General features: G+C 62.9%; 21 protein-coding genes. 10 read left to right on the forward strand and 11 right to left on the reverse strand.

Going from position 1 to position 21738, the window contains the following annotated elements:
- Positions 1–261 precede the first annotated feature (261 nt).
- Genes HYX42_RS04715 through HYX42_RS04725 form a run of 3 tightly spaced genes read left to right on the forward strand, consistent with a single transcriptional unit; the run spans position 262 to position 3860 of the window.
- Positions 262–1671 carry a 3-oxoacyl-ACP reductase gene (locus HYX42_RS04715; protein WP_293400376.1) on the forward strand — a complete coding sequence of 470 codons (1410 nt, stop codon included), beginning with the start codon at positions 262–264 and terminating at the stop codon, positions 1669–1671.
- Between the two features lie 2 nt (positions 1672–1673).
- On the forward strand, positions 1674–2537 hold the full coding sequence (locus HYX42_RS04720; protein WP_293400378.1) for a MaoC/PaaZ C-terminal domain-containing protein: 864 nt from the start codon (positions 1674–1676) through the stop codon (positions 2535–2537).
- 30 nt (positions 2538–2567) lie between these two features.
- The gene (locus HYX42_RS04725; protein ID WP_293400380.1) at positions 2568–3860 is read left to right on the forward strand and encodes an acetyl-CoA C-acetyltransferase; all 1293 of its coding nucleotides are present in this window, start codon (positions 2568–2570) and stop codon (positions 3858–3860) included.
- 18 nt (positions 3861–3878) lie between these two features.
- Here HYX42_RS04725 and HYX42_RS04730 read toward each other — a convergent pair whose 3' ends face one another.
- Entirely contained in the window at positions 3879–4325 is a 447-nt protein-coding gene (locus tag HYX42_RS04730; RefSeq protein ID WP_293400382.1) for an SRPBCC family protein, read from the reverse strand.
- A gap of 120 nt (positions 4326–4445) precedes the next feature.
- On the opposite strand from HYX42_RS04730, the gene HYX42_RS04735 reads away from it, so the two are divergent.
- The 3 genes from HYX42_RS04735 to HYX42_RS04745 all read left to right on the forward strand — a co-directional run bounded on the left by HYX42_RS04735 (position 4446) and on the right by HYX42_RS04745 (position 10416).
- Complete coding sequence (locus tag HYX42_RS04735; RefSeq protein ID WP_293400384.1) at positions 4446–5600, forward strand: M50 family metallopeptidase; 1155 nt, start codon at positions 4446–4448, stop codon at positions 5598–5600.
- Positions 5601–5734: 134 nt separating this feature from the next.
- Positions 5735–9772, forward strand: coding sequence for a phosphoribosylformylglycinamidine synthase (purL, locus tag HYX42_RS04740; RefSeq protein ID WP_293400386.1), 4038 nt, complete (start codon positions 5735–5737; stop codon positions 9770–9772).
- 92 nt (positions 9773–9864) lie between these two features.
- Entirely contained in the window at positions 9865–10416 is a 552-nt protein-coding gene (locus HYX42_RS04745) for a glutathione peroxidase (RefSeq protein WP_293400438.1), read from the forward strand.
- A gap of 19 nt (positions 10417–10435) precedes the next feature.
- Here the strand turns inward: HYX42_RS04745 and HYX42_RS04750 are convergent, their stop codons facing one another.
- The 7 genes from HYX42_RS04750 to HYX42_RS04780 all read right to left on the reverse strand — a co-directional run bounded on the left by HYX42_RS04750 (position 10436) and on the right by HYX42_RS04780 (position 15442).
- A complete protein-coding gene (locus HYX42_RS04750; RefSeq protein ID WP_293400388.1) occupies positions 10436–11686 on the reverse strand; it encodes a putative Na+/H+ antiporter in 1251 nt (416 codons plus the stop codon).
- A 5-nt stretch (positions 11687–11691) separates the two neighbouring features.
- The gene (locus HYX42_RS04755; RefSeq protein WP_293400390.1) at positions 11692–12270 is read right to left on the reverse strand and encodes a thioredoxin fold domain-containing protein; all 579 of its coding nucleotides are present in this window, start codon (positions 12268–12270) and stop codon (positions 11692–11694) included.
- 31 nt (positions 12271–12301) lie between these two features.
- The gene (locus tag HYX42_RS04760) at positions 12302–12550 is read right to left on the reverse strand and encodes a hypothetical protein (RefSeq protein ID WP_293400392.1); all 249 of its coding nucleotides are present in this window, start codon (positions 12548–12550) and stop codon (positions 12302–12304) included.
- 76 nt (positions 12551–12626) lie between these two features.
- Complete coding sequence (locus HYX42_RS04765; protein WP_293400394.1) at positions 12627–13862, reverse strand: hypothetical protein; 1236 nt, start codon at positions 13860–13862, stop codon at positions 12627–12629.
- A 3-nt stretch (positions 13863–13865) separates the two neighbouring features.
- Positions 13866–14624, reverse strand: a complete 759-nt coding sequence (locus tag HYX42_RS04770; RefSeq protein WP_293400440.1) for a hypothetical protein — start codon at positions 14622–14624, stop codon at positions 13866–13868.
- Between the two features lie 7 nt (positions 14625–14631).
- Positions 14632–15153 (reverse strand): hypothetical protein, encoded by a 522-nt coding sequence (locus tag HYX42_RS04775; RefSeq protein WP_293400396.1) that lies wholly within the window; start codon positions 15151–15153, stop codon positions 14632–14634.
- Positions 15154–15166: 13 nt separating this feature from the next.
- Positions 15167–15442: a DnaJ domain-containing protein gene (locus HYX42_RS04780; protein WP_293400398.1), complete on the reverse strand. Its 276-nt coding sequence runs from the start codon at positions 15440–15442 to the stop codon at positions 15167–15169.
- A gap of 640 nt (positions 15443–16082) precedes the next feature.
- Between HYX42_RS04780 and istA the strand changes: the two genes are divergently transcribed.
- Together istA and istB are read left to right on the forward strand one after the other, a co-directional pair.
- Positions 16083–17672, forward strand: a complete 1590-nt coding sequence (istA, locus tag HYX42_RS04785; protein WP_293400400.1) for an IS21 family transposase — start codon at positions 16083–16085, stop codon at positions 17670–17672.
- Positions 17673–17720: 48 nt separating this feature from the next.
- On the forward strand, positions 17721–18488 hold the full coding sequence (gene istB / locus HYX42_RS04790) for an IS21-like element helper ATPase IstB (protein WP_293400402.1): 768 nt from the start codon (positions 17721–17723) through the stop codon (positions 18486–18488).
- Between the two features lie 94 nt (positions 18489–18582).
- Here istB and HYX42_RS04795 read toward each other — a convergent pair whose 3' ends face one another.
- Both HYX42_RS04795 and HYX42_RS04800 read right to left on the reverse strand, forming a co-directional pair.
- Positions 18583–18831 (reverse strand): hypothetical protein, encoded by a 249-nt coding sequence (locus HYX42_RS04795; RefSeq protein WP_293400404.1) that lies wholly within the window; start codon positions 18829–18831, stop codon positions 18583–18585.
- Between the two features lie 68 nt (positions 18832–18899).
- Positions 18900–20099: a DUF2779 domain-containing protein gene (locus tag HYX42_RS04800; protein ID WP_293400406.1), complete on the reverse strand. Its 1200-nt coding sequence runs from the start codon at positions 20097–20099 to the stop codon at positions 18900–18902.
- A gap of 404 nt (positions 20100–20503) precedes the next feature.
- Between HYX42_RS04800 and HYX42_RS04805 the strand changes: the two genes are divergently transcribed.
- On the forward strand, positions 20504–20785 hold the full coding sequence (locus HYX42_RS04805) for a VF530 family protein (RefSeq protein ID WP_293400408.1): 282 nt from the start codon (positions 20504–20506) through the stop codon (positions 20783–20785).
- A 4-nt stretch (positions 20786–20789) separates the two neighbouring features.
- Positions 20790–21008, forward strand: a complete 219-nt coding sequence (locus HYX42_RS04810; RefSeq protein WP_293400410.1) for a SlyX family protein — start codon at positions 20790–20792, stop codon at positions 21006–21008.
- A gap of 55 nt (positions 21009–21063) precedes the next feature.
- Here HYX42_RS04810 and HYX42_RS04815 read toward each other — a convergent pair whose 3' ends face one another.
- Positions 21064–21693 (reverse strand): glycine zipper 2TM domain-containing protein, encoded by a 630-nt coding sequence (locus tag HYX42_RS04815; protein WP_293400412.1) that lies wholly within the window; start codon positions 21691–21693, stop codon positions 21064–21066.
- Between the last annotated feature and the right edge of the window lie 45 nt (positions 21694–21738).

Below are 21738 nucleotides of genomic sequence, written 5' to 3' on the forward strand. Positions count from 1 at the left end.
TACTCAGGTCCAGTGGTATCAGTAGCAGGTACACAGCCCGCAGGATCAGCGCCTGGCCAAGGCCCATGAGGGTGTAACCCACGCCGCCATGCACGATGGTGGGCAGACCCGTCAGGATGCCCACGCCAAAGCCCAGGCAGGTCATTACATTGCCCGGGGCCCACAGGCGTTGGTTGTTGGCCAAGGTGCTTTCGGTTAGGCAGCGCCCTCTAAGCTAAATGACCAGTTGGTCGGTACCATCGCGGCCACAAGGAGTTTTCAATGAGCGATTCGTATCTGGGCTTTGCCAATTCCCCCCTGGGTTCCCGTGTTGCGTCCATGCTGGGCCTGCCTCAACCGCTGCCGCTGGAGCGCTACCAGCCGGGCCAGCCGGTGGTACGCGGCAGCGTGCTGGTGGGTGCCGGACCGGACGCAAAACTGCTGCCCGCGCTGGCCGGTGTGTTCAAGGCTATTGGCGCCCAGACCGTGGCCCACCGCGACGTGCCGCAGTGGATGGGCCTCGCCAATCCGCTGGGCATGATGACCGGCCGCTGGGGCACCGACGACCAGCCGGGCGAAAAGGTCAAGGCCCTGGTGTTCGACGCCACCGGCCTGACGGACAGCGGCCAGTCCGATGCGCTGTACCGCTTTTTCCACGACGCCGCGCGCTCGGTGCTGCCTTGTGGCCGCGTGCTGGTGCTGGGCCGAGCGCCCGAGTCCTGCACCACGCCGCGCCAAGCCACGGTCCAGCGCGCACTGGAGGGCCTGACCCGCTCGCTGGCCAAGGAACTCAAGCGCGGCATTACTGCGCAACTGGTCTATGTGGCCGAAGGCGCCGAGGACCAGTTGGAGGGCGCGCTGCGCTTCCTGCTGTCGCCGCGCTCCGCGTACGTGTCGGCCCAGGTGGTGCGCTTGTCAAAGCCGGTGGGACCGGTGGCTGCACCACAGGACTGGGCACAGCCCCTGGCCGGCAAGAAGGTACTGGTGACCGGCGCCTCGCGCGGCATTGGTGCCGCCATTGCGGAGGTCATGGCGCGCGATGGCGCCCAGGTGATCTGCCTGGATGTGCCGCAAGCCCAGGCCGGCCTGGACGAAGTTGCACAACGCCTCGGTGCCAAGGCCTTGGCGCAGGATATTGGTTCCGCCGAGGCACCGCAAGCCCTGGTGGACGCGGCACTGCTTGACGGCGGCTGGGATGTGGTCGTGCACAACGCCGGCATCACCCGCGACAAGACCATCGCCAACATGAAGGAACACCTGTGGCAGGCCGTTGTCAACGTCAACCTGTCCACGCAAGAGCGCATCAATGACGCCTTGGTGGCGTCCGGTGCGCTCAAGACCGGCGCGCGCATCGTCTGCGTGTCGTCCATTTCCGGCATTGCCGGCAACCTGGGCCAGACCAACTACGCACTGTCCAAGGCCGGCGTCATCGGCATGGTGCAGAGCATGGCACCGGTGTTGGCCGAGCAGGGTATCACCATCAATGCGGTGGCGCCGGGCTTTATCGAGACGCAAATGACCGCCGCCGTGCCCTTTGCCATCCGCGAGGCCGGCCGGCGCATGAACTCCATGGGGCAGGGCGGTCAGCCGGTCGATGTGGCCGAAACCATTGCCTGGTTTGCCTCGCCCGCATCGAGCGGCCTGACCGGCAACGTGGTGCGCGTGTGTGGCCAGAGTTTGTTGGGAGCCTGACCATGGCCGCCATTGAAGTCACCGAAACGCCCAGTCTGGCTGCGACCTTCTTTCGCGCCCTAGGCACGGGCGCCAAACGCCCCGGCAAAGTGGATGCCTTGCCACCGGTAGAGCTGGTACTGCCCCGCGTACAGCTTAACGCTCAGCACATTGGCCAGTACTCCGCTTTGTGCGGCTTCCACGTGGGGCAGGGCGTTCCGCTGATCTACCCCCAGTTGCTGACGTTTCCGCTGGTCACGGCCTATATGTGTTCGGATGAATGCCCTTGGCCCGCGATGGGTACGGTGCATCTGGCCAACACCATCCAGCAGCACAAGCCGCTGTTTGCGGACGATGTGGTACGCGTGGAAATGGCCACAGGCCAGTTGTTCGCCCACGAGAAGGGCCAGGTCTTCACACTGGACCTGCGCATCCTGCGCGGTGACGAACTGGTGTGGAGCGCCACCCAGAGCCTGCTGCGCGTGGGCGTCAAGGAAACATCGGGCGAGCCCTATGCCAGCCGCCTCACCGCGGCCGATACACCCTTGTCCTGCCAGGCAGAGTTTGGAGCCGGAGCCGACCTGGGCCGCCGCTACGGCGCCATCTCGGGCGACCGCAACCCCATCCACCTGACGGCCATGACGGCTCGGCTGTTCGGCTTCAAGCGCGCCATTGCCCACGGCATGTGGACGCAAGCGCGGGCGCTGTCCTGCCTGCTGCCGGCGCAGCCGCTGGAGCAGGCCGGCCTGGACGTGGAATTCAAGACTCCGCTGTACCTGCCGGGCCGCGCCACTCTGTGGAGCGCGCGCTCCGAGACTGGCGCCCTGTTCGAGGTGCGCGACGCCAAGGGCGCCAAGCCCCATCTGCGCGGTCAACTGCGCTACTGAACCATCTTTTGATTTGAACGGAACATCACCATGACAACCAATACCATTCGCCGCGTCGCCATCCTGGGCGGCAACCGCATTCCCTTTGCCCGCTCCAATACCGTCTACTCCCAGGCCTCCAACCAGGAGATGCTGACCGCCACGCTGCAAGGCCTGGTGGACCGCTTCAACCTGCATGGCGAACGTATGGGCGACGTGGTGGCCGGCGCGGTGATGAAGCACTCGCGCGACTTCAACCTGGTGCGTGAATCGGTGTTGTCCACCACGCTGGCCCGTGAAACCCCCGCCTTTGACCTGCAACAGGCCTGTGGCACTGGTCTGGAGGCCACCATGGTGGTGGCCAACAAGATTGCGCTGGGCCACATCGAATGCGGCATCGCCGGCGGCGTGGACACCACTTCCGACGCCCCCATCGCGCTGAACGAGAAGCTGCGCAAGGTGTTGCTGGACCTGTCGCGCGCCAAGACTGCTGCCCAGCGCCTGAGCATTGCCACGCGCCTGCGCCCCTCCATGCTGACTCCCGCCCTGCCGCGCAACGGTGAGCCACGCACCGGCCTGTCCATGGGCGAGCACGCCGAGCAGATGGCGCGCGAGTGGGGCATCACCCGCGAGTCCCAGGACGAACTGGCGCTCAAGAGCCACCAGAACCTGGCCCGCGCCTATGACGACGGTTTCTTCACCGACCTGATGACGCCGTTCAAGGGCGTGACCAAGGACAACAACCTGCGCGCCGACTTGAGCATCGAAAAGCTGCGCGGCTTGAAGCCCGTGTTCGACAAGAAGGTGGCACCGGGCCAGGGCACGCTGACCGCCGGCAACTCCACGCCGCTGACTGATGGTGCCTCCGCCGTGCTGCTGGCCAGCGAGGAATGGGCCTCCGCGCACAACCTGCCTGTGCTGGCTTATCTGACGTTCAGCGAAGTGGCGGCGGTGGACTTCTTCGACAAGAAGGAAGGTCTGTTGATGGCGCCGGCCTACGCCGTGCCGCGCATGTTGGCGCGTGCCGGTTTGACGCTGCAAGACTTCGACTACTACGAAATCCACGAAGCCTTTGCCGCCCAAGTCCTCTGTACCCTGAACGCCTGGCAGGGCAAGGTGTTCTGCAAGCAGCAACTGGGTCTGGCCAAGCCGCTGGGCAAGATCGACATGAGCAAGCTCAACGTCAACGGCAGTTCGCTGGCCGCCGGCCACCCGTTTGCCGCCACCGGTGGCCGCATCGTCGCAACGCTGGCCAAGATGCTGGCGCAAAAGGGTTCGGGCCGCGGCCTGATCTCGATCTGCGCGGCCGGTGGCCAGGGCGTGGTGGCGATTGTGGAGCGCTAAACCGCGGGGTTGATCCGCTCAGCCCGGAATATTGGGCTCGACCAGGTTGGCGAGTTGCACCAGCGACTCCTGCCAGCCCAGGTAGCACATCTCGACCAGAATGGCCTCGGGGATGCCTTCCTGGACGATGCTCAGGTCGGTGCCGCACGCCACGGACTTCAGCGCGACCGTGACCCGCAGCTCACCGGGTAGGTTGGGGTCGTCAAAGCGGTCGGTATAGCGCAGCAGTTCATTAGGAACCAGTTCCAGGTATTCACCACCGAAAGAATGGCCGTTGCCGGTCGAAAAGTTCTGGAACGACATCTTGAAGCTACCGCCGACCCGGGCGTCCAGGTGGTGCACCTTGCAGGTGAAGCCGTAGGGTGGTAGCCATTTAGCCATCGCGTCGGCATCCAGAAATGCCCGATAGACCTTTTCGGGCTTGGTGCGCAGCACCCGATGCAGACGAACCGTACCTGTTGCCATGTTGGGTCTCCTGTGTTGGTGGTCTGGCTCCGCGTGCCAGTGTGAAGCATTGTGCGGCCTTCGGGGAAGATCTGCTTTCTGCGTGCACAATCCGTGGCATTTGCAGGGAGACTGAACGCAGTGACCGATCGATTCCAACCTTTGACGATCCCGGAGCGGCCTGCGTCTGCATCGGTCTTGCAGCGGCGTCTGACGGCAGGTCAGGCGGTCATAGCAATTGCGGTTGGGGTATTGTCCGGCGCGGCGGCAGTCTATGTCCATGGAAGGTTCGGATTCTTTCCTGCCGTAGCTTCCTTTTTTGCCATGCCATTGCTTTTCAAGCTGTTGGCCCTTATCCACGAAGTGGGACACGTGTTGGCCGGTGGAGTTGTGGGAATGCAGTTGTTGGCTATCAGCGTGGGATCGTGGCGCTGGCAGCGAAGCAAGGATGGCTGGCAGTTCGGGCGGGTTAGGTCCATCAAGGGGATTGGTGGATTTGCGCTGATGCTGCCGCTAGACGACAAGCCCTGTACTTTGGAACAATCGATCTATACGCTGGGCGGGCCGGTTGCCAATTTCGTTCTAGCAGTCGTTTGTGCAAGTGGGGCAAATACACGGGAGGCCGATGACGTGGTTGGTCAGGTGTTGTTGCTCCTGGCGATCATGAGTGCCGCGATTGGCGCCATCAACCTGCTTCCTCTCCAATTCAATGGCTGGCTGAGCGATGGACGTCGGTTATGGGCGCTGTGGCGCAGTTTGCCTGAGGTGCATGTCAACGAGCATCTTTTGCGTTTGTGGCGGTTGTCCATCGCTGGCGTCCGCCCCAGAGATTGGCCCGAATTCGATGCATTGGACGCAGATGACAAGCGCCTGCCGCAGAGCATCGCCGATGGGTTGCGCCGTACCATGATCAGCCGGTCCATCGATGCCGGCATATTGGACTCCCCCGCGACCCTCGCCGCAGTTTCTGCGCTGGCTACCGGCTTCTGGCAAGGACCGGACGGAATGCGTCAGATGAACGCGGTGGCGCTTGCCATGTGGGAAATGGTGACCCGCCGGGATACGACGGTGGCAAAGGCCTGGCTGGCGGAAGGGGAAGCGGCTCTGATCGACCAATCGTGCGAGCGTGCTTGGGTTACTGCCGCCATTGCGGCTGCGCAAGGACGGTTGTCGGAGGCGCGCAACCATATCGCGACCGCACGTGCCCGGTTGGTTTCCGTGGCGGACCCCGGTAGTCAGCTCATGCTGACGGAACTGTTGCATAGGCTCGAACTGGAAATCGCCGGTCCACCTTGAGGGTTTGTAACCAAGGGAGCCCGGGGCGATACCGAATACCGGAGCCGGGTAAAATTCGCCCCTGTTGGAACGGGCCCATTCAGCGCCCGCTCCGGTGATCAGTCTCCTCCCTGCAAAACCCTTAGGCCGCCTCCGTGACCCTGCATATCTCCACATTCGAGGGCAGCAATGCCCTGAGCAGCTTCCGCGTTCAACAACTCCTGCCCGCCCTGCAGGCGGTCCACGACAAAATTGCGTCCATTTCCGCGCGCTTTGTGCACCTGGTGGCCGGCGACAGCGCGCCCGATGCGGCGCTCAGCGCCCAACTGGCGGCGCTGCTGACCTATGGCGACCCCTACGCCGGCCCTACCGACGGCCCGCTGATCGTGGTGTCCCCCCGTTTGGGCACCGTGTCGCCCTGGGCGTCCAAGGCCACCGACATTGCCCACAACTGCGGCCTGGGCGTGCACCGCATCGAGCGCCTGGTGGAATACCGCCTGACGTTGAAGAACGGTCTGCTGAGCAAGACCGCGCTGACCGCCGGGCAACTGGAGCAGGTTGCAGCCCTGTTGCACGACCGCATGACCGAAAGCGCCATGCTGGAGCGCGCCCAGGCCCTGGGCCTGTTCAGCGCCCTGCAGGCCGCGCCCATGGACCATGTGGATGTGCTGGGTGGCGGCAAGGCCGCGCTGGAAAGTGCGGACCGCGCCTGGGGCCTGGCCCTGGCGGCCGACGAGATCGATTACCTGGTCAACGCCTTCACGACGCTGGGCCGTAACCCCACCGACGTGGAGTTGATGATGTTTGCCCAGGCCAATAGCGAACACTGCCGCCACAAGATTTTCAACGCCCAGTTCACGATCGACGGCGTGGCGCAGGACAAGAGCATGTTCGGCATGATTCGCCACACCCACCAGACCCACCCGCAGCACATGCTGGTGGCGTATTCGGACAACGCCTCCGTCATGGAAGGCGTCCAGGTCGAACGCTTTGTAGCCAAATCGGCAGTCAATTCTGGCTCTAGCCCTCGTGGAATCAGCGTAGCCAGCTATGAAAAGCATAGCAATACGAACCACATCCTGATGAAGGTGGAGACCCACAATCACCCCACGGCCATCTCTCCATTCCCCGGTGCCTCCACCGGCGCGGGCGGCGAGATCCGTGACGAGGGCGCCACCGGTCGCGGCTCCAAGCCCAAGGCGGGCCTGACCGGCTTTACCGTGTCCAAACTCTGGGGTGGCGACTTCGGTAAGCCCGAGCACATTGCCAGCCCGCTGCAGATCATGGTCGAAGGCCCGCTGGGTGGTGCCGCGTTCAACAACGAATTCGGCCGGCCCAACCTGCTGGGCTACTTCCGCGAATACGAGCAAAGCGTGGCCAGCGACGTGGACACCGTGCAGCGCGGCTACCACAAGCCCATCATGATCGCCGGTGGCCTGGGCGTCATTGACTCCACGCAGACCCACAAGATCGAATTCCCCGCCGGCAGCCTGCTGATCCAATTAGGCGGCCCCGGCATGCGCATCGGCATGGGCGGCAGCGCGGCCAGCTCCATGGCCACCGGTGCCAATGCGGCGCACCTGGACTTTGACTCCGTGCAGCGCGGCAACCCCGAAATCGAGCGCCGGGCGCAAGAGGTCATCAACCAATGCTGGGTGCAGGGCGACAAGAACCCCATCCTGGCGATCCACGACGTGGGCGCCGGCGGCCTGTCCAACGCCTTCCCCGAGCTGACCAATGACGCCGGCCGTGGCGCGCGCTTCGACCTGCGCGCCGTCAAGCTCGAAGAGTCCGGCATGGCGCCCAAGGAAATCTGGTGCAACGAGAGTCAGGAACGCTATGTGCTGGCCATCGCGCCCGAATCGCTGGAGCAGTTCCAGGCCCTGTGCGAGCGTGAGCGCTGCCCGTTTGCGGTGATTGGCGTCGCCACCGAAGAACGCCAATTGCAACTGGTGGACGAGGGCGCCGAGTCCCCGGTCGATATGCCCATGAACGTGCTGCTGGGCAAGCCGCCCAAGATGCACCGCGACGTGAAGACGGTTTCCCGTACCTTCAAGCCGCTGGATCTGACCGGTGTCGACCTGCAAAAGGCCGTCATCGACGTGCTGGCCCATCCCACCGTGGCCTCCAAGCGCTTCCTGATCACGATTGGCGACCGCACCGTGGGTGGCCTGACGCACCGCGACCAGATGGTCGGCCCCTGGCAGGTGCCGGTGGCGGATTGCGCCGTAACCTTGGCCGATTTCAAGGGCTTTGCCGGCGAAGCCATGTCCATGGGCGAGCGCACGCCGCTGGCCGCGCTGGATGCGCCCGCATCCGGCCGCATGGCGGTGGCCGAGGCGATTACCAATCTGTTGGCCGCACCCATCGAGCTGAGCCGCGTCAAGCTGTCCGCCAACTGGATGGCGGCCTGTGGCGAGCCGGGCGAAGACGCCGCGCTGTACGCAACCGTCAAGGCCGTTGGCCTGGAACTGTGCCCCAAGCTGGGCATTTCCATCCCCGTCGGCAAGGATTCGCTGTCCATGCGCACGCTGTGGAAGGATGAGAAGGGCGACAAGAAGGTCACATCCCCCGTATCGCTGATCGTCAGCGCCTTCGCCACCTTGCAGGATGTGCGTGGCACGCTGACGCCCCAATTGGACAACGAGCAGGACACCACGCTGGTGCTGGTCGATCTGGGCCACGGCAAGAACCGCATGGCCACCAGCATCCTGGCGCAGACGCTGGACCAGGTCGGTGACGCCGTGCCCGATCTGGAAGACCCGCAAGACCTCGTCAACCTGGTGGAAGCGGTCAACTTCCTGCGCAGCAAGGGCATGATCCTGGCCTACCACGACCGCAGCGATGGCGGTCTGCTGGCGGCCGTGGCCGAGATGGCCTTTGCCGGCCAAGTTGGCGTGGCGCTGAACGTGGACATGTTGGTCACCGAGGGCGACGGCATTTCCGACAGCCGCATGGACACCGGTGACGCGAAGAACTGGGCCGGCCAGGTTGGCCCTCGCCGCGAGGAGCTGACGCTCAAGGCCCTGTTCAGCGAAGAGCTGGGCGTGGTGCTGCAGGTGCGCACTGTGGAGCGTGGCGACGTGATGCAGGTGCTGCGTGCGCACGGCCTGTCGCAGCACAGCCACTTTATCGGCAAGACCCGGCCCGCGTCCTCCAAGATCGACGCCGGTAAGGGCGAGCTGCAGGTCTGGCGCGACGCCAAGTCCATCTTCAAGGCCTCTTTGGGCGACCTGCACCAGGTCTGGGACAGCGTAAGCTGGAAGATCTGCCAGCAGCGCGACAACCCGGCCTGTGCCGATGCCGAGCATGCGACAGCCGGTACGTCCAATGACCCCGGGCTCCATGTCCATATGCCAAATCTGGCGCTAGCCCTCGTGGAGTCTGCGCAGGCAGCTACCAAAAACGGAGCACCGGCCATCCTCACCGCCCGCCCCAAGGTAGCCGTTCTGCGCGAGCAGGGCGTCAACTCCCACGTGGAAATGGCCTACGCCTTCACCGAGGCCGGCTTTGAGGCCTTTGACGTGCACATGACCGACCTGCAGACCGGTCGCGCAAGACTAGCGGACTTCCAGGGCGTGGTCGCCTGCGGCGGTTTCAGCTATGGCGACACCCTGGGTGCCGGCATTGGCTGGGCGCGCTCCATCACCTTCAACTCAGGCCTGGCCGAGCAGTTCAAGGCGTTCTTTGGCCGTACCGACACCTTCGGTCTGGGCGTGTGCAATGGCTGCCAGATGTTTGCCGAGCTGGCCGACATCATCCCCGGCGCGCAGGACTGGCCGCGCTTCACCACCAACCAGAGTGAGCGCTTTGAGGCGCGCCTGTCCATGGTGGAAGTGCTGGAGTCGCCGTCCCTGTTCTTCAAGGATCTGGCCGGCATGCGCCTGCCGATTGCCGTGGCGCACGGCGAGGGCTATGCCAACTTCAAGTACCGTGGCAATGCGGACAAGGCCATCGCGGCGATGCGCTTTGTCGACAACGCCGGCGCCGCCACCGAGGCCTACCCGTTCAACCCGAACGGCAGCCCGGGCGGCCTGACGGCCGTGACCACGGCGGATGGCCGCTTCACCGCCATGATGCCGCACCCCGAGCGCGTGTTCCGCAACATCCAGATGAGCTGGAATTGCCTGGACGCCAACGCCCACAGCCCGTGGATGCAGCTCTGGCACAACGCAAGACGCTGGGTGGGGTAGGGCTTTTGCAAAACGCCCAGAATGGCCGTATGAAACACCCATCCACGATTCTCTCCACCGTCTTGGGTGCGGCCCTGCTGGCCCTGGGTGCCATGCCGGCCCAGGCGCAAACATCCACCGCCAAGGCGCGCCCTGTGCCCGCTGCGGCGGCACAGTCCTGCCCAGCCATCCTGCAGCACGAATTCCCGCGCCTGCAGGACGACGCGCCACAGAACCTGTGCCAGTACGCCGGCAAGGTGCTATTGGTGGTCAACACCGCCAGTTACTGTGGCTTTACCCACCAGTACGAAGGGCTGGAAGCCCTGCACGCCAAGTACCAGGACAAGGGTCTGGTGGTGCTGGGTTTCCCCAGCAACCAGTTTGGCAAGCAGGAACCCGGCAGCTCCAAGGAGATTGCCGACTTCTGCTTCAACACCTATGGTGTGAAGTTCCCGATGTTCGCCAAGTCGGACGTGCGCGGCGATGAGCGCAATGCGCTCTATGTCGACCTGTTCAAGGCCACCAAGGCCGAGCCGAAGTGGAACTTCAACAAGTACCTGCTGGACCGCAAGGGCAAGGTGCTGTCCTATTACCCCAGTGATGTAGAGCCGGACAACACCCGGCTGGTCTCCGCCATCGAAAAGGCACTGGGCCAGAAGATGTAGGCCGCGGGGCCTTCTGGCCCTAGAGCAGAAACGCCAGCGCGGCGATGGCGGTGGGTGGCAGTGCGCCCAGCAGCAGGCCGCCAGCGCCAATGGATTCATCCACAAAGCCCTTGCGCAGCAGCGCCACTCCGGCCGGGTTGGGGGCGTTGGCAATCACCGTCAGCCCGCCTCCGGCCACGGCGCCGGCCACCAGCGCGTACTTTGATGCATCTGTCATCCCCGCGATCAGCGAACCCAGATAGGTCAGGGCGGCGTTATCGGTGAGCGCGGTCAGACCCAGCGCGCCAAAGAACAAGGCCGTGGGTTGCAGACTGCCGACGATGGGTTGCAGCCACCACTGCTGCATGCCGCCCAGCACCACCAGTCCGGCCAGGAAGAAGCCGACCAGCAGCCCTTCCTTCAGGATCAGCGGACTCTGGTAGTGGGCATAGGCTTGGGTGAAGCCCAGGAAGAACAGGAACAGTCCCAAAAAAATCACCGGATGGTGGGCAAACAGCACCACGCCGGCCAGAAAGGCCAGGTGGATGGCCCGGACCGTCAAAGGCACGGTGGCCGCATCCGCTGGTGCGGGAGCGGCCGGCGCGTCCGCCAGGTGGCGACTCAGCAGCGCCGTCATCACGCTGGCGTTGATCAGCACGGCCACGCAGGCGCGCCAGCCAAAGGTGCTGGCCATGAAGGTGCTGTCCCAGTTCCAGGTGGCGGCGACCATGAGCACGGGTGGCGCGGCAAACGCGGTAAGCGTACCGCCAATGGACACGTTGACGAACAGCACGCCCAGGGCGGCGTATTTCAGCCGCTCCGGCATGGCGGTGTTGAAGACCAGGGGCGCCATCAGCAACGCAGCCAGGGTCATGGCGGCGGGTTCGGTGATGAAGGAGCCAATCAGCGGCACCAGTGCCAGGCACAGCCAGACCTGGGTCACCACCGTGCGCACCGGCGCCAGACGGGCCAGGCCATTGACGAGGCGTTCCACGGTGAGCAGGACGGGGCGCGAGGCCGCCACCACCATGATGACAAAGACGAACAGCGGTTCCGTGTATTGAAGGGATTCGGCGTAGGCAATGGCCTCAGAACCCCCTTGCACCAGGGCCATGGTTGCCACCAGCACAAAGGCCCAGAAGCCAAACACCACCTCCACCTCGCCCAGCAGGTGGAACAAGCCGGCATGGCGGGTGCTGCGGTGGGCGAGGCGCTCGAACAGCTTGGCGCAGAAGGTGTGCAGCAGCGCCAGTGCGAACAGGCCTGCGGCCAGCACCTCCATGGAGAGCACGCCGCCTAGAGGGTGGCGTCCACGCCGACCAGATCCGCCAACTCGGCGGTGGTCATGGCGCCGTCACGGCCAATCGTCTGGCCCGTTCGGGCACTCTTGACCACGACATAGGGGACCGACTCGGCCCCGAAGCTGTTGAGCAGCTTGGTATTGGCCTTGATGGCCTGCTCCACGTCCGAGGGCACACTGGCGGATGCCGAAATGCCACCCCGTCCTGCGAGGATGGAGGTTTCGTGCTCGTTCATCAGTGCCAGCGGGTCGGCAGCGCCCAGTAAGGCTGCGCCCTGGGTCAGGCTGGAGGCGTTGATCCACGCCACGGGAATCCACTGGAATTTGACCTTTTTGTGCAGGGGCAAGGATGCCTGCCACAGGTGACCACAGTGCGGACACTGGGGGTCAAAGAACACGTAGACGGTGTTGGCGCTCATCAACGCACCCACGGTAAAGCCCTTGGCCCCGGTGGTCACCGCCTGGATGGAAACCTCTTGTTTGGCGGGCTTGGACGTGTCTTGTTGGGAACAGGCGCCCAATAGCGCGGCGGCGGCGAGCGCGAGGGCCGCCAAAATGGTGCGATTCAGTGTCATGGGGAAAAACGGTTAAACGGGTACGCGGCGCTTAGCTGCCACGGGGTTTGGGGGGCGTGGCGGGAGGGGTGCTAAGAGCCTGCTCCTCCAGGATGGACGCGGGCACGGTATCGAGAAAATCGGGCTCGGGTTGGTGAGGAACGTTGGAGAACAGCGACCAGGTGGACTCGGTATTGGCTTCCACGGCATCGGGTACGGGGATGGGATCCCCCAGCATATAGCGATCCTGCTCCGGCGTTGGGGCGGGCTTTGCGGCCGGCTCTTGCGGCTTGGTATTCACGGACAACTCCCTCCTTCTTTCACTTGGCACTGTAGCGGATTCACTGTGTCCCTGCAATTTGGTATGGGAAAACGACTCAGGCGCCCACGTTGCATTCGCGGCGCAGCAGGGCCAGAGCATCCTGCAGCGCGTAGTCATGGTCGCTCAGCAGCGTGCCCTCTGCCTCATCGACAAAGGCATCCCACAGGTGCAGGTAGTCTGCCTGGTGCTGTTGGGGGGCATGGTCATGGATGAACTGGCGGGCCCGGTTGGTGTCCAGTCCCGACTTGCGGATCTTGCGCAGCAAGGTGGCGGCGGTTTTCTCGGTCAGCGCGGTCTTGGCCGGGTTGCCGGCGGACAGGCACAGGAACAGCGTCAGCAGGGAACTGTCGTCGTCATGTCCGGCGGTGGCCTTGTTCCAGGTGGCTGACGCGCTGCGGTCGAAGTGATCCACCTCGCTGAAGGCATCTTCCAGCCAGAAGTAGCGGCCCAGGAACGCTGGCGTGCGGTCAAACAGCTTGCGCGCAGGCACGGCGGCGTCCAGGATCTTGGGCAGGTCGCCGAGCACGGATTGGCGCACGCCGTCGACCACGGGCGCAAAGCGCGCCGGCAGGTCCTTGGGCAAGGGCAGCGTGAAGCCACCGGCGGCAGCGGCGTCGGCCGTTGCATATTTCTTGCGCAGCGCAGCGACCATTTTTTCAAACGCGACCCAGTTGGGCATCTCGCTGCGCCGCGTGGCGTGGGCCAGCAGCGCGGTGCGCACCACGGCCTCGGCATCCTTGCCGGCCTCTTCCAGATCGGAGGCGTCCAGGCCCAGTGTGCCGGCCAGCCAGATGGCGGCATCGACCAGCAGCGCCACCTGCTGGCGCTGCGCCAGCTCCATCTGGTAGTCGGACAGGGGGCGCAGCGTCCATTTGGCCAGTAATGGGATCTGCTCGTCGGTGAATCCACCGCCTTCGTGCATGCCGAAGTGGCTGTTCTGCGGCATCGCAATCAGCGCCTTGAGCATGTCCGAGCCGCCCTTGGAGCGCGACAGGAAGGAGTGGTCGCGCAGGGATTCTGCTGCCTGGCGCAGGTCACCACCGGTGGATTGCTCCAGATACAGGCTCACCAGATTGACCATGCGGTCTCGGGCCTTCTCCAGTTCGGGGCGCAGGAATTCACTGCCAAAGTAGCGCGCGATCTGCACCATGCCCTTGGGGGCTTCAACGCAGATGGCGTCCAATTTGGCCTGGTTCAGAATGCCGTGCTGCACGCCATAGGCCAGCGCCTTCTCGAAGAAGGGGCGGGCATCGAACAGCGAAATGGAGAGGGGCGGTGATGCAGTCTTCATCGGCTAGATGGCGGATTCCTCGTCATCGTCCCGCGCGGCGGGCGTGGCCTTGCCGCGGTCGGTGTCACCGGTTTCGACCTTGCCGTCGTCTTCCTCGACTTCTGTTTCTTCCTCGTCGTCCAGGCCCAAGTCGTGGGCGCGGGCCTTGGCGCGCAGGACCATGACGGTTTCCATGAACAGGTCCGGGCATTCGTAGCGCAACAGCCAGGCCATTTGCATCCAGTCCTGGTCGGCGACCTCGTCGAGCTCCAGCTTAGGCGGTACATAGGCCGAGGCCAGCAGCGCGGATTCGGACAGCATTTCACCGTCGTCCTCGACCGAGTCAAAGGTGCCGGTGCGGGCAAAGGCCTCGATGCGGCTCCACTTTTCGGAGAAGTAGTCGGCCATGGCCTCGCTGCCGCCTTCCAGGTCGCCAATGGCGGTCAGAAACTCGACCGGGTCGGCATCCTCACGGAAGATCACGGAGTTCATCATGCCGCGCAGGTGGGTGCGGGTCAGGTCCTTGTACTGTTTCTCGATGACGACGGCGCGGGCAAACATCTCGGGCGTCACCAACAGGTTGATGACGGATTCCTTGGAGTTGTCGTACTCGCGGATTACGGCCAGGATGTCCTTGGGCGGCAACTGCTCCAGCACCACCATCAGGGCGCCGTCGCCCTCGGTGTCGGCCAGCTCCACCAGCGCGGATTCGGCGCCGACGATGTCGCCGGCCGCGATCAGGCTCTGGGTCTTGGTGATCAGGGCAAGGTGGTGGGTGCTCATGTGGGGTTCATTCCTTGCGGTCAAAGCCTTGTTCGGCCAGCCAGTCGGCGCCGGCCTCGTCGCGGGTGCGGGCTTCCTGCTCCTCGTGGTCTTCTTCCTCGTCGGTTTCGGCGTCTTCGGCCCCGCTGGATTGGGGGTGCTCGGGCAGGTGGTACAGGTACTCCAGGCCGGCCGCCACGCACAGGAACCATTCGCCCATGGGTTGCTTCTGCACGGTTTGGATCAGCTCGCGCGTCCAGGGTTCCAGCGTCAGGGATTCGGCCAGGTTGTCCCACTCGGGCATTTCGTCGGGTTCCCGGCTGACCAGGTTGTCCATGACCGCCAATTCGGTGAAGCGGAAGGCCTTGTGGAAGACCACGGCCACCATCTCCGGGCTGAGTTCCAGCATGTGTACCAGGAATTCCATTTCCTTGCGGCGCTGGGCCAGGCGTTTGTCCAGGATGTGCACGCCTTCCGAATCAAAGGTCAGGTCATCCAGTTCTGCGTAGTAGGCCGAGCGCAGGTTGCGAAAGTAGGGAGAAATGTTCATGCGGGCATGGCTCTCAGATCAGGCGGTTGAAATAGGTTTGCCAGATTTCTCGGGCGGTATCGATGGGGCTGTCCAGCAGGTTGCGGCGTCGGTTGTCGTCGTAGGCCTGGCGCTTGGTGTCATCCGATAGCACGTCGTAGGCTTCCTGCACCGCCCGAAAGCGCGCCGGCGCCTGCGGGTCGGGGTTGCGGTCCGGGTGGAACAGCGACGCCTGTTGGCGAAACGCCTTCTTGATGTCGGCCAGGCGGGCCGCACTGCTGAGGCCCAGGGCTGCGTAGTGATCTTTCATGCCAAAAAACGGGTGGCACAGTGACCTGTGCCGTCACGCGCTTGGACTTCTGAGGGAATGGTTCGGGACAACAGCAAGCGGGCTACCGGTGGGGCGACCTCAAACCGCACAGGCAGGAATCAGGGATGCGCCCAAACGGGACATCGGCTGCGTGGCGGTGAGTGGCATGAAACGGCTCCAACGGAAGTGCATGTCGGATTTTACCGAATATGTGAAAAAGCACAGATGGTGCCCCCAAGTAACCCGGCGCGGTATTGGCTGGGAACACTGTTGCTGTTCTTGTCGTAATAACCCTCTTGCGTGTCTTCCATGGATGTAAGTCAAACGAAAACAGATCGTGTGGACTACCCAATTGCTGGGCGTGACACTGACACATTCCTTCTGAACACCGGGCGGGTTCGCCCGTCCGCAGTTCCCCCAAAAAACGGCCCATTCAGGGCCTCTCTTCTTTCGCCTGCCCGTCTTCAACGAAAATCCGTGCCAACCCCCGATGGCCACTCAAAGTGCTCCACTTATGGCCAGTCAAACTGCTCCACCCCGGCCACCGTAAATTGATGTGCTAAACGCGGCGCACCAGTAGTTCGGAGGCCACTGGCAGGACGTTACTTTCACCCCCCTCACCTTCGAGGGGATAACAGGAGTGAACGTCTTGAAACTGCATTTGCAAACCACCATTTGGACCCTGCTTAAAGCCGGGTCCACCCAACGCCAGATTGAGCGCGCCACAGGCATTTCGCGCCACACGATACGGGCCTACAAGAAGAAGTTCGACAGTCAAAGCCCTGACCCGTCTCCAGATCCGTCGAGCGCGCCATTTCAAACTGCTCCACCCTGGCCACCGACTCCGCCAGCAGAACAACTGACCGGCGCCTCCATCTGCGAGCCCTACCGGGATTACGTCGAGGCCCAGTTGCGCCTCAAACGCAACGCCATGGCCATTTACCAAGACCTGGTCGATCAGTTCGGCTTCACGGGTGCCTACAACTCCGTCAAGCGCTTTACCGCCAAACTACGCTGGCGCGAACCAGAGCAGTTCGACCGCCTGGAGTTCTCGCCCGGCGAGGAGATGCAGGTCGACTACGGCGAGGGCGCGCCCACCCGCGTGCTGGGTACCACCCGCTACCGCAAACCCCGTCTGTTCGTGGCAACGCTGCGCTACTCCCGGCGCAGCTTTGGCAAAACCCCAAGTCAGCGCCGCGTGGTCTGGAAGTCCAGCCAGGAGACCTGGGCCAGGTTGCATGAACAGGCATGGCGCTACTTCGGTGGCTCCTGCCGATACGTGGTGCTGGACAACCTCAAAGAGGGTGTACTCAAGCCCGACATCCACGAGCCCGAGCTCAACCCGGTTTACGCAGCCGCGCTCAAGCACTACGACGTCGTGGGTGACCCCGCCCGCGTGCGAGATCCCAATCGCAAAGGCACCGTCGAGAATGCCATCGGCCACACCCAGGCCACCGCCCTCAAAGGCCGGCGCTTTGAGACCATCGAGGAGCAGAACGACTTCCTTGAACACTGGGAAGTGACCTGGGCCGCCACCCGTATCCACGGCAGTGAGCGCCGCCAGGTGCAGGCCATGTTCGAAGAAGAGAGACCCCACCTGCAAGCCCTACCCATCATGGGCATGCAGTATTTCACCGAGTCCCAGCGCACCGTCTACGACGACACCTGCGTGCGCGTTGACCACAGCAGCTACGCCGCGCGCCCGGCCCCCATCGGCTCCCTGGTTCTGGTGCGCATCTTCGAGCACCGTATCGAGATTCGCGACCTCCAGTCCAAATCCCTGCTGCGCACCCACCCGCGCGCCCAGCGCCCAGGAACGGTGGTATTGCCCAATGAGGAGCGCGTCTTCAACCCTTCGCGTGAGACCCTGTACATCCTCAACCAGGCCAAGGACATCGGCCCTCAGGTACATCGGCTGTGCCAGATGCTGTTTGGCATTGAGGGGCGTGTGGGCCAGCGCAAGCTCTGGGGCATCGTGGGCTTGGGCCGGACCTACCCGCACCGCTTGGTCAACTCGGCTTGCGAGCGCGCCATGAGCGATGGAGTCTATAGCTACAAGCACGTCAAGGCCCTCACCGAGCGGCTGGTGGCCGACGCCTTGGCCGCCATCGACGCATCGCCAGAAACTCCCCCCGCTCAGGCCGAATTGCCCCTGACCCAGGAGCACCCCCTCATCCGCAGTCCTGATGAATACGCAGACCTCTTTGCCCGCTGCAGCGCCCAGTCATAACCCCCATCCATTTCCATTTCCATTTCCATTTTTGATCGAGATACTTCCATGACCCTCAATGAGATTGAACGCGCCCTGCGCGAACTGCGCCTGTCAGGCATTGCCGCCACCTTGAACACCCGCGTGATGCAGGCCCAAAGCTCCCAGGAGCCGTTCCTCGACACCTTTGCCTCCATGCTGCAGGACGAACTGGATCGGCGCCGCTCGCGTGTAACCGAGCGCCGATTCAAGCAATCTGGACTCGATGAACGCTTGAGCCTGGCTGACTTTGACTGGCGCTTTAACCCCAAGATACCCAGGCAGGCTTGCTTCGAGCTGCACAGCCTCAAATTCATTACCGAGGGCGCAAATGCCCTGATCATTGGCAAACCCGGAACCGGTAAAAGTCACGTGGCCAAGGCGGTGGCCTACCAGGCAACCCTGCAGGGCTACAGCGTCAAGTACGTCGAGGCCGACAGCGACTTTGCGAAGTTCGGCCTGGCCACCCAGGCCGAACAAGCCAAGATTCTGCTGACCTACACAGACCCGGATTTGCTCGTCTTGGACGATCTCTTTCTGGCCCGGCGCATTGCCGAAGTGAGTGCGGAGTTGCTGCAGGCAATCGTCCATCAGCGCTACAAGCTGCGCCGCTCCATTGTTGTGACGTCAAACCGCGTGGTCCAGGACTGGGGCAAATATCTGGGCGACACCACCATGGGCAGCACGATCCTGGATCGCCTCATGCACCGCGCCCACATGCTCGACTTCGAAGGCAAGAGCTATCGACTCAGGCAAGCGGTAGCTCGAATGGCAGCACCAGCGCCCATCGATTCATAAACCCCGCAGGGCAAGCGCATTTAGCTATCATTTTTGCAGTGTTTTTTTTCGTACCGCAGCCATATAGAAGAAAGCAGCGGCTGCCGTGCATTGTTCACAAACTCTCAGCCGTCGTCGCAACCCCATAGACCTTCCCGCTTCTGGGGTCAACATGCAACACCACCTTGGACCCTTTGGAGCCCAAATACTTGCGGGTCATGCTGGCACGTGCCGTGGGGGAGCCGTTTTGCTCCTTGCGCATCTCAAAGCTCTCTTTTGAGATGGCTTGCAGTTTGCCTAGCAGTGCGCCTTCGCTTTCGCCTGCATCGAATTGGTCTTTAATCTGAGTAAGCGTCAATGGCATGGAATATCTCCTTGGGGTGTTGTGACAGGTAGAGAAAATCTTCGCGATGCTTGAATAGCAGCGATGCGTTATGCAGCAGTGGCGTTCTCAAAATAGTGTGCAATCTTGACCATGGCCAACGTGTCCCTCTCGCAATAGATGAGCAGGGCATTGCGTAGCTGGTCACGCCGGTGGTGTGGGGTATCGGCATGCAAGACTTCTGCAAATGCTTCCTGCGCCATGCCTCCATTGCCAACCTCCAGTCCGTCGTAGGCCAGTTCAGGCGCAATGGTGGGCAGCACTGCCTTGATCGACCATGAGCCACGCATGTCCGGGTGGTCGTAGTTTTCGCGGGCCACGGGTAACAGATCAAACATGCGTTCGATGATGTTGTTCAGCGCAGGCGCAAGGTCAGGAAGACTCTCGGCCAATTCGCGCAGGCGCGTGCGCTCGAATGCGGCGTTATAGACGATAACTGCGCCAGCGTTACCGACTGTTGAGATGAGTGACTCTGCGAATGGGCGTCTGGGGTCGCCACTGCCATCTGCCAGGAAGGCCGTGTGCGTCATACTGCCTTTTGACGCCTCAATATGGCACGACCACTGAAACGGAACTTGATCGTAGGGGCTGGTGCCAGCCCAAATTGGCACCACAAACTGCATGGTTTCAAAATCGATGTAATAGCGCGGGTAGCCCAATGCGCGAACGTGTTCGCCGGCCAGCGGTGCCAGCTCTGGTGTGTCGTGTTTGGTCGCACGCCATACACGCACATGCATGGGTTTGCTGAGGCGGGCCTCCGGAACGTCGCGGAGGTCAACAAACCCTTCGGATCGCAAGCTGGCAGCCAAAGCCCCACCATAGGGCAAGATTTCAATAGGAAACTGGTCTTCCGCGGGGGTGAGGGCGACTGCCTGAGGCGAGCAATATGTGATGAAAGGACACTCAAACGGTGAATGACATTGGTCACCAGGTGCCAGGTTGGGCTCATTGCCCGCCAGTGTGGCCCGGGCTGCGGCAATCCAATCTGGCACCTGTTGTTCCAAGGGGCGAATCTGTTCCGTGATATCTGCATGGTGCAACAGACCGCGATAGTCATTGCCACCTTGGTACACAAAGCTTCTGTTTATATGTGCGATTTCCACTCGTGACAAATCAAGCCCGGAGCCACGCGCAACCCAGGTCTGGACTGCCGCATCTGCCTGGTGATAGTCCTTTACACCGGTGGATGATTTGACCTCGGCCATGCGGTATTGACCGGCATCGGGTAGCAGCAGGTCAGCACGAACCAAGACGCCTTGGTGTTGAAAAGTTGCCTCAAAAATGGGGGAGCTTCTACTTTTGAGCGCATCCTGCGTGGCCTCCATGGCCTGCCTCAGACTGTCCCCATCAATCAACACACCATCCGGGTAAATGGAACGAGCCACCTCGCCAACGTTGGTGCCGGCTGCCATACGAGCCTCTGTTGGGCCTTCTACTTGGAGCAAGTCAGGCCGGTTGATCTGCAACCACAGGCGCTTTGGACATTGCCGATGCACAATGATGCGCGACTTGGAGAGCCCTACCATTTGTACCTCACCTTTTATTGTGATTTTGGTCTGAGTCTAGCTTGGTTATATACGCAGGTGGATTGCTTCAAGTCACGCCAGGATCAATCAAGTTACAGTTTCATATTGGCAACCACCTTGGTGAATGAATGACATCGACAACCGATCCAGACCCAACTTCTGCGTCCACTCCCGCCACGCCCCAACCCCGCAACCCCCTGCATGGCAAGACGCTGGAGGCCATCGTCACGGAATTGGTCGACCACTATGGCTGGGCCGGTTTGGGCGAGCGCATTCCAGTGCGCTGCTTCACACACGACCCCAGCGTGGCTTCGAGCCTGAAGTTTTTGCGCAAGACACCCTGGGCCCGTGACAAGGTGGAGGGGCTTTACCTCTTCATGCTGCGCGAAGCCCGCCGCCAGGGACAATGAGCGCATGCAAGCCACCGACACCACCGACCAGCGCCTGACCGAACTGGAAATCAAGCTCAGCTTCCAGGAAGACCTGCTGGACCAGCTCAACACCATCATCGTGCGCCAGCAACAGGAGATCGACCTGCTGCTGCGCGAGGTGCGCCAACTGCGCCAACAGATGCCCGAAGGCACAGGCCCGACCTTCAGCCGCGCCAGCGAAGAACTGCCGCCGCACTACTGACCGCGGCGCGATCCTTGCCGGCCTGGATGGTGTAGAGGTCTGTCAAGCACTGGCGCTATTTGCGCACGATGGTGTTGCCGGAATTGCGCACCCAGTCACCGACCTGGAAGCCCGGGTCGGTGACGAATTCAAAGCTGGTCTTGCTGTCGTTGACGTAGTGCACGGTCACCGTCCACACCGTGTGGGTCTTCATCTTTTCTTCGATGATCTTGCCGGCATAGGCGCCACCGGCTGCACCGGCCAGCGTGGCCAGGTCCTTGCCGAATCCACCACCGACCTGGTTGCCCAGCACGGCGCCAATGGCACCGCCGGCGATCACGCCCACGGCACTGGCGTCACCGGCCCTTTGCGTGACCGACACGGCCATCACGCGGCCACAGTCGGTGCAGGCGGGCTCGGCAGACGCAGCCGCAGGGGCAGGCACGGCTCCGGTGGATGCCTGCGTCGCGGGGGCAGCGGGCGCGGGTGCTTTGGCCTTGGCGGCGGCCACGGCCTGGTCGTACTCGGCCTTGGCGTCGCGCCGGCATTGCAGGCGCGCGCTGGAGTTGGCCTCGTCATTGCACAGCTTTTTGTCGGACTCGTAGCGCGCCTGGGCGGCCTTGGTATCTGCCGTGATGGCCCAGGTACTGCTGGTGTGCGTGGCGAGGCTACAAATCAGCGCCAGGGCGAGGTGGTATGTTTTCATGGTGTGCTCCCCACATGTTTGCCGGAATGGCGCGGCCGTTGGCCG

The sequence above is a fragment of the Polaromonas sp. genome, assembly GCF_016185115.1.
Taxonomy (GTDB): Bacteria; Pseudomonadota; Gammaproteobacteria; order Burkholderiales; family Burkholderiaceae_C; genus Polaromonas.

What these genes read in the sequence shown, in the direction of transcription:
- HYX42_RS04715 (WP_293400376.1), top strand. Translation starts at nt 262, where the DNA reads ATGAGCGATTCGTATCTGGGCTTTGCCAATTCCCCCCTGGGTTCCCGT.
- HYX42_RS04720 (WP_293400378.1), top strand. Translation starts at nt 1,674, where the DNA reads ATGGCCGCCATTGAAGTCACCGAAACGCCCAGTCTGGCTGCGACCTTC.
- HYX42_RS04725 (WP_293400380.1), top strand. Translation starts at nt 2,568, where the DNA reads ATGACAACCAATACCATTCGCCGCGTCGCCATCCTGGGCGGCAACCGC.
- HYX42_RS04730 (WP_293400382.1), bottom strand. Translation starts at nt 4,325, where the DNA reads ATGGCAACAGGTACGGTTCGTCTGCATCGGGTGCTGCGCACCAAGCCC.
- HYX42_RS04745 (WP_293400438.1), top strand. Translation starts at nt 9,865, where the DNA reads ATGCCGGCCCAGGCGCAAACATCCACCGCCAAGGCGCGCCCTGTGCCC.
- HYX42_RS04755 (WP_293400390.1), bottom strand. Translation starts at nt 12,270, where the DNA reads ATGACACTGAATCGCACCATTTTGGCGGCCCTCGCGCTCGCCGCCGCC.
- HYX42_RS04765 (WP_293400394.1), bottom strand. Translation starts at nt 13,862, where the DNA reads ATGAAGACTGCATCACCGCCCCTCTCCATTTCGCTGTTCGATGCCCGC.
- HYX42_RS04770 (WP_293400440.1), bottom strand. Translation starts at nt 14,624, where the DNA reads ATGAGCACCCACCACCTTGCCCTGATCACCAAGACCCAGAGCCTGATC.
- HYX42_RS04775 (WP_293400396.1), bottom strand. Translation starts at nt 15,153, where the DNA reads ATGAACATTTCTCCCTACTTTCGCAACCTGCGCTCGGCCTACTACGCA.
- HYX42_RS04780 (WP_293400398.1), bottom strand. Translation starts at nt 15,442, where the DNA reads ATGAAAGATCACTACGCAGCCCTGGGCCTCAGCAGTGCGGCCCGCCTG.
- istB (WP_293400402.1), top strand. Translation starts at nt 17,721, where the DNA reads ATGACCCTCAATGAGATTGAACGCGCCCTGCGCGAACTGCGCCTGTCA.
- HYX42_RS04795 (WP_293400404.1), bottom strand. Translation starts at nt 18,831, where the DNA reads ATGCCATTGACGCTTACTCAGATTAAAGACCAATTCGATGCAGGCGAA.
- HYX42_RS04805 (WP_293400408.1), top strand. Translation starts at nt 20,504, where the DNA reads ATGACATCGACAACCGATCCAGACCCAACTTCTGCGTCCACTCCCGCC.
- HYX42_RS04810 (WP_293400410.1), top strand. Translation starts at nt 20,790, where the DNA reads ATGCAAGCCACCGACACCACCGACCAGCGCCTGACCGAACTGGAAATC.
- HYX42_RS04815 (WP_293400412.1), bottom strand. Translation starts at nt 21,693, where the DNA reads ATGAAAACATACCACCTCGCCCTGGCGCTGATTTGTAGCCTCGCCACG.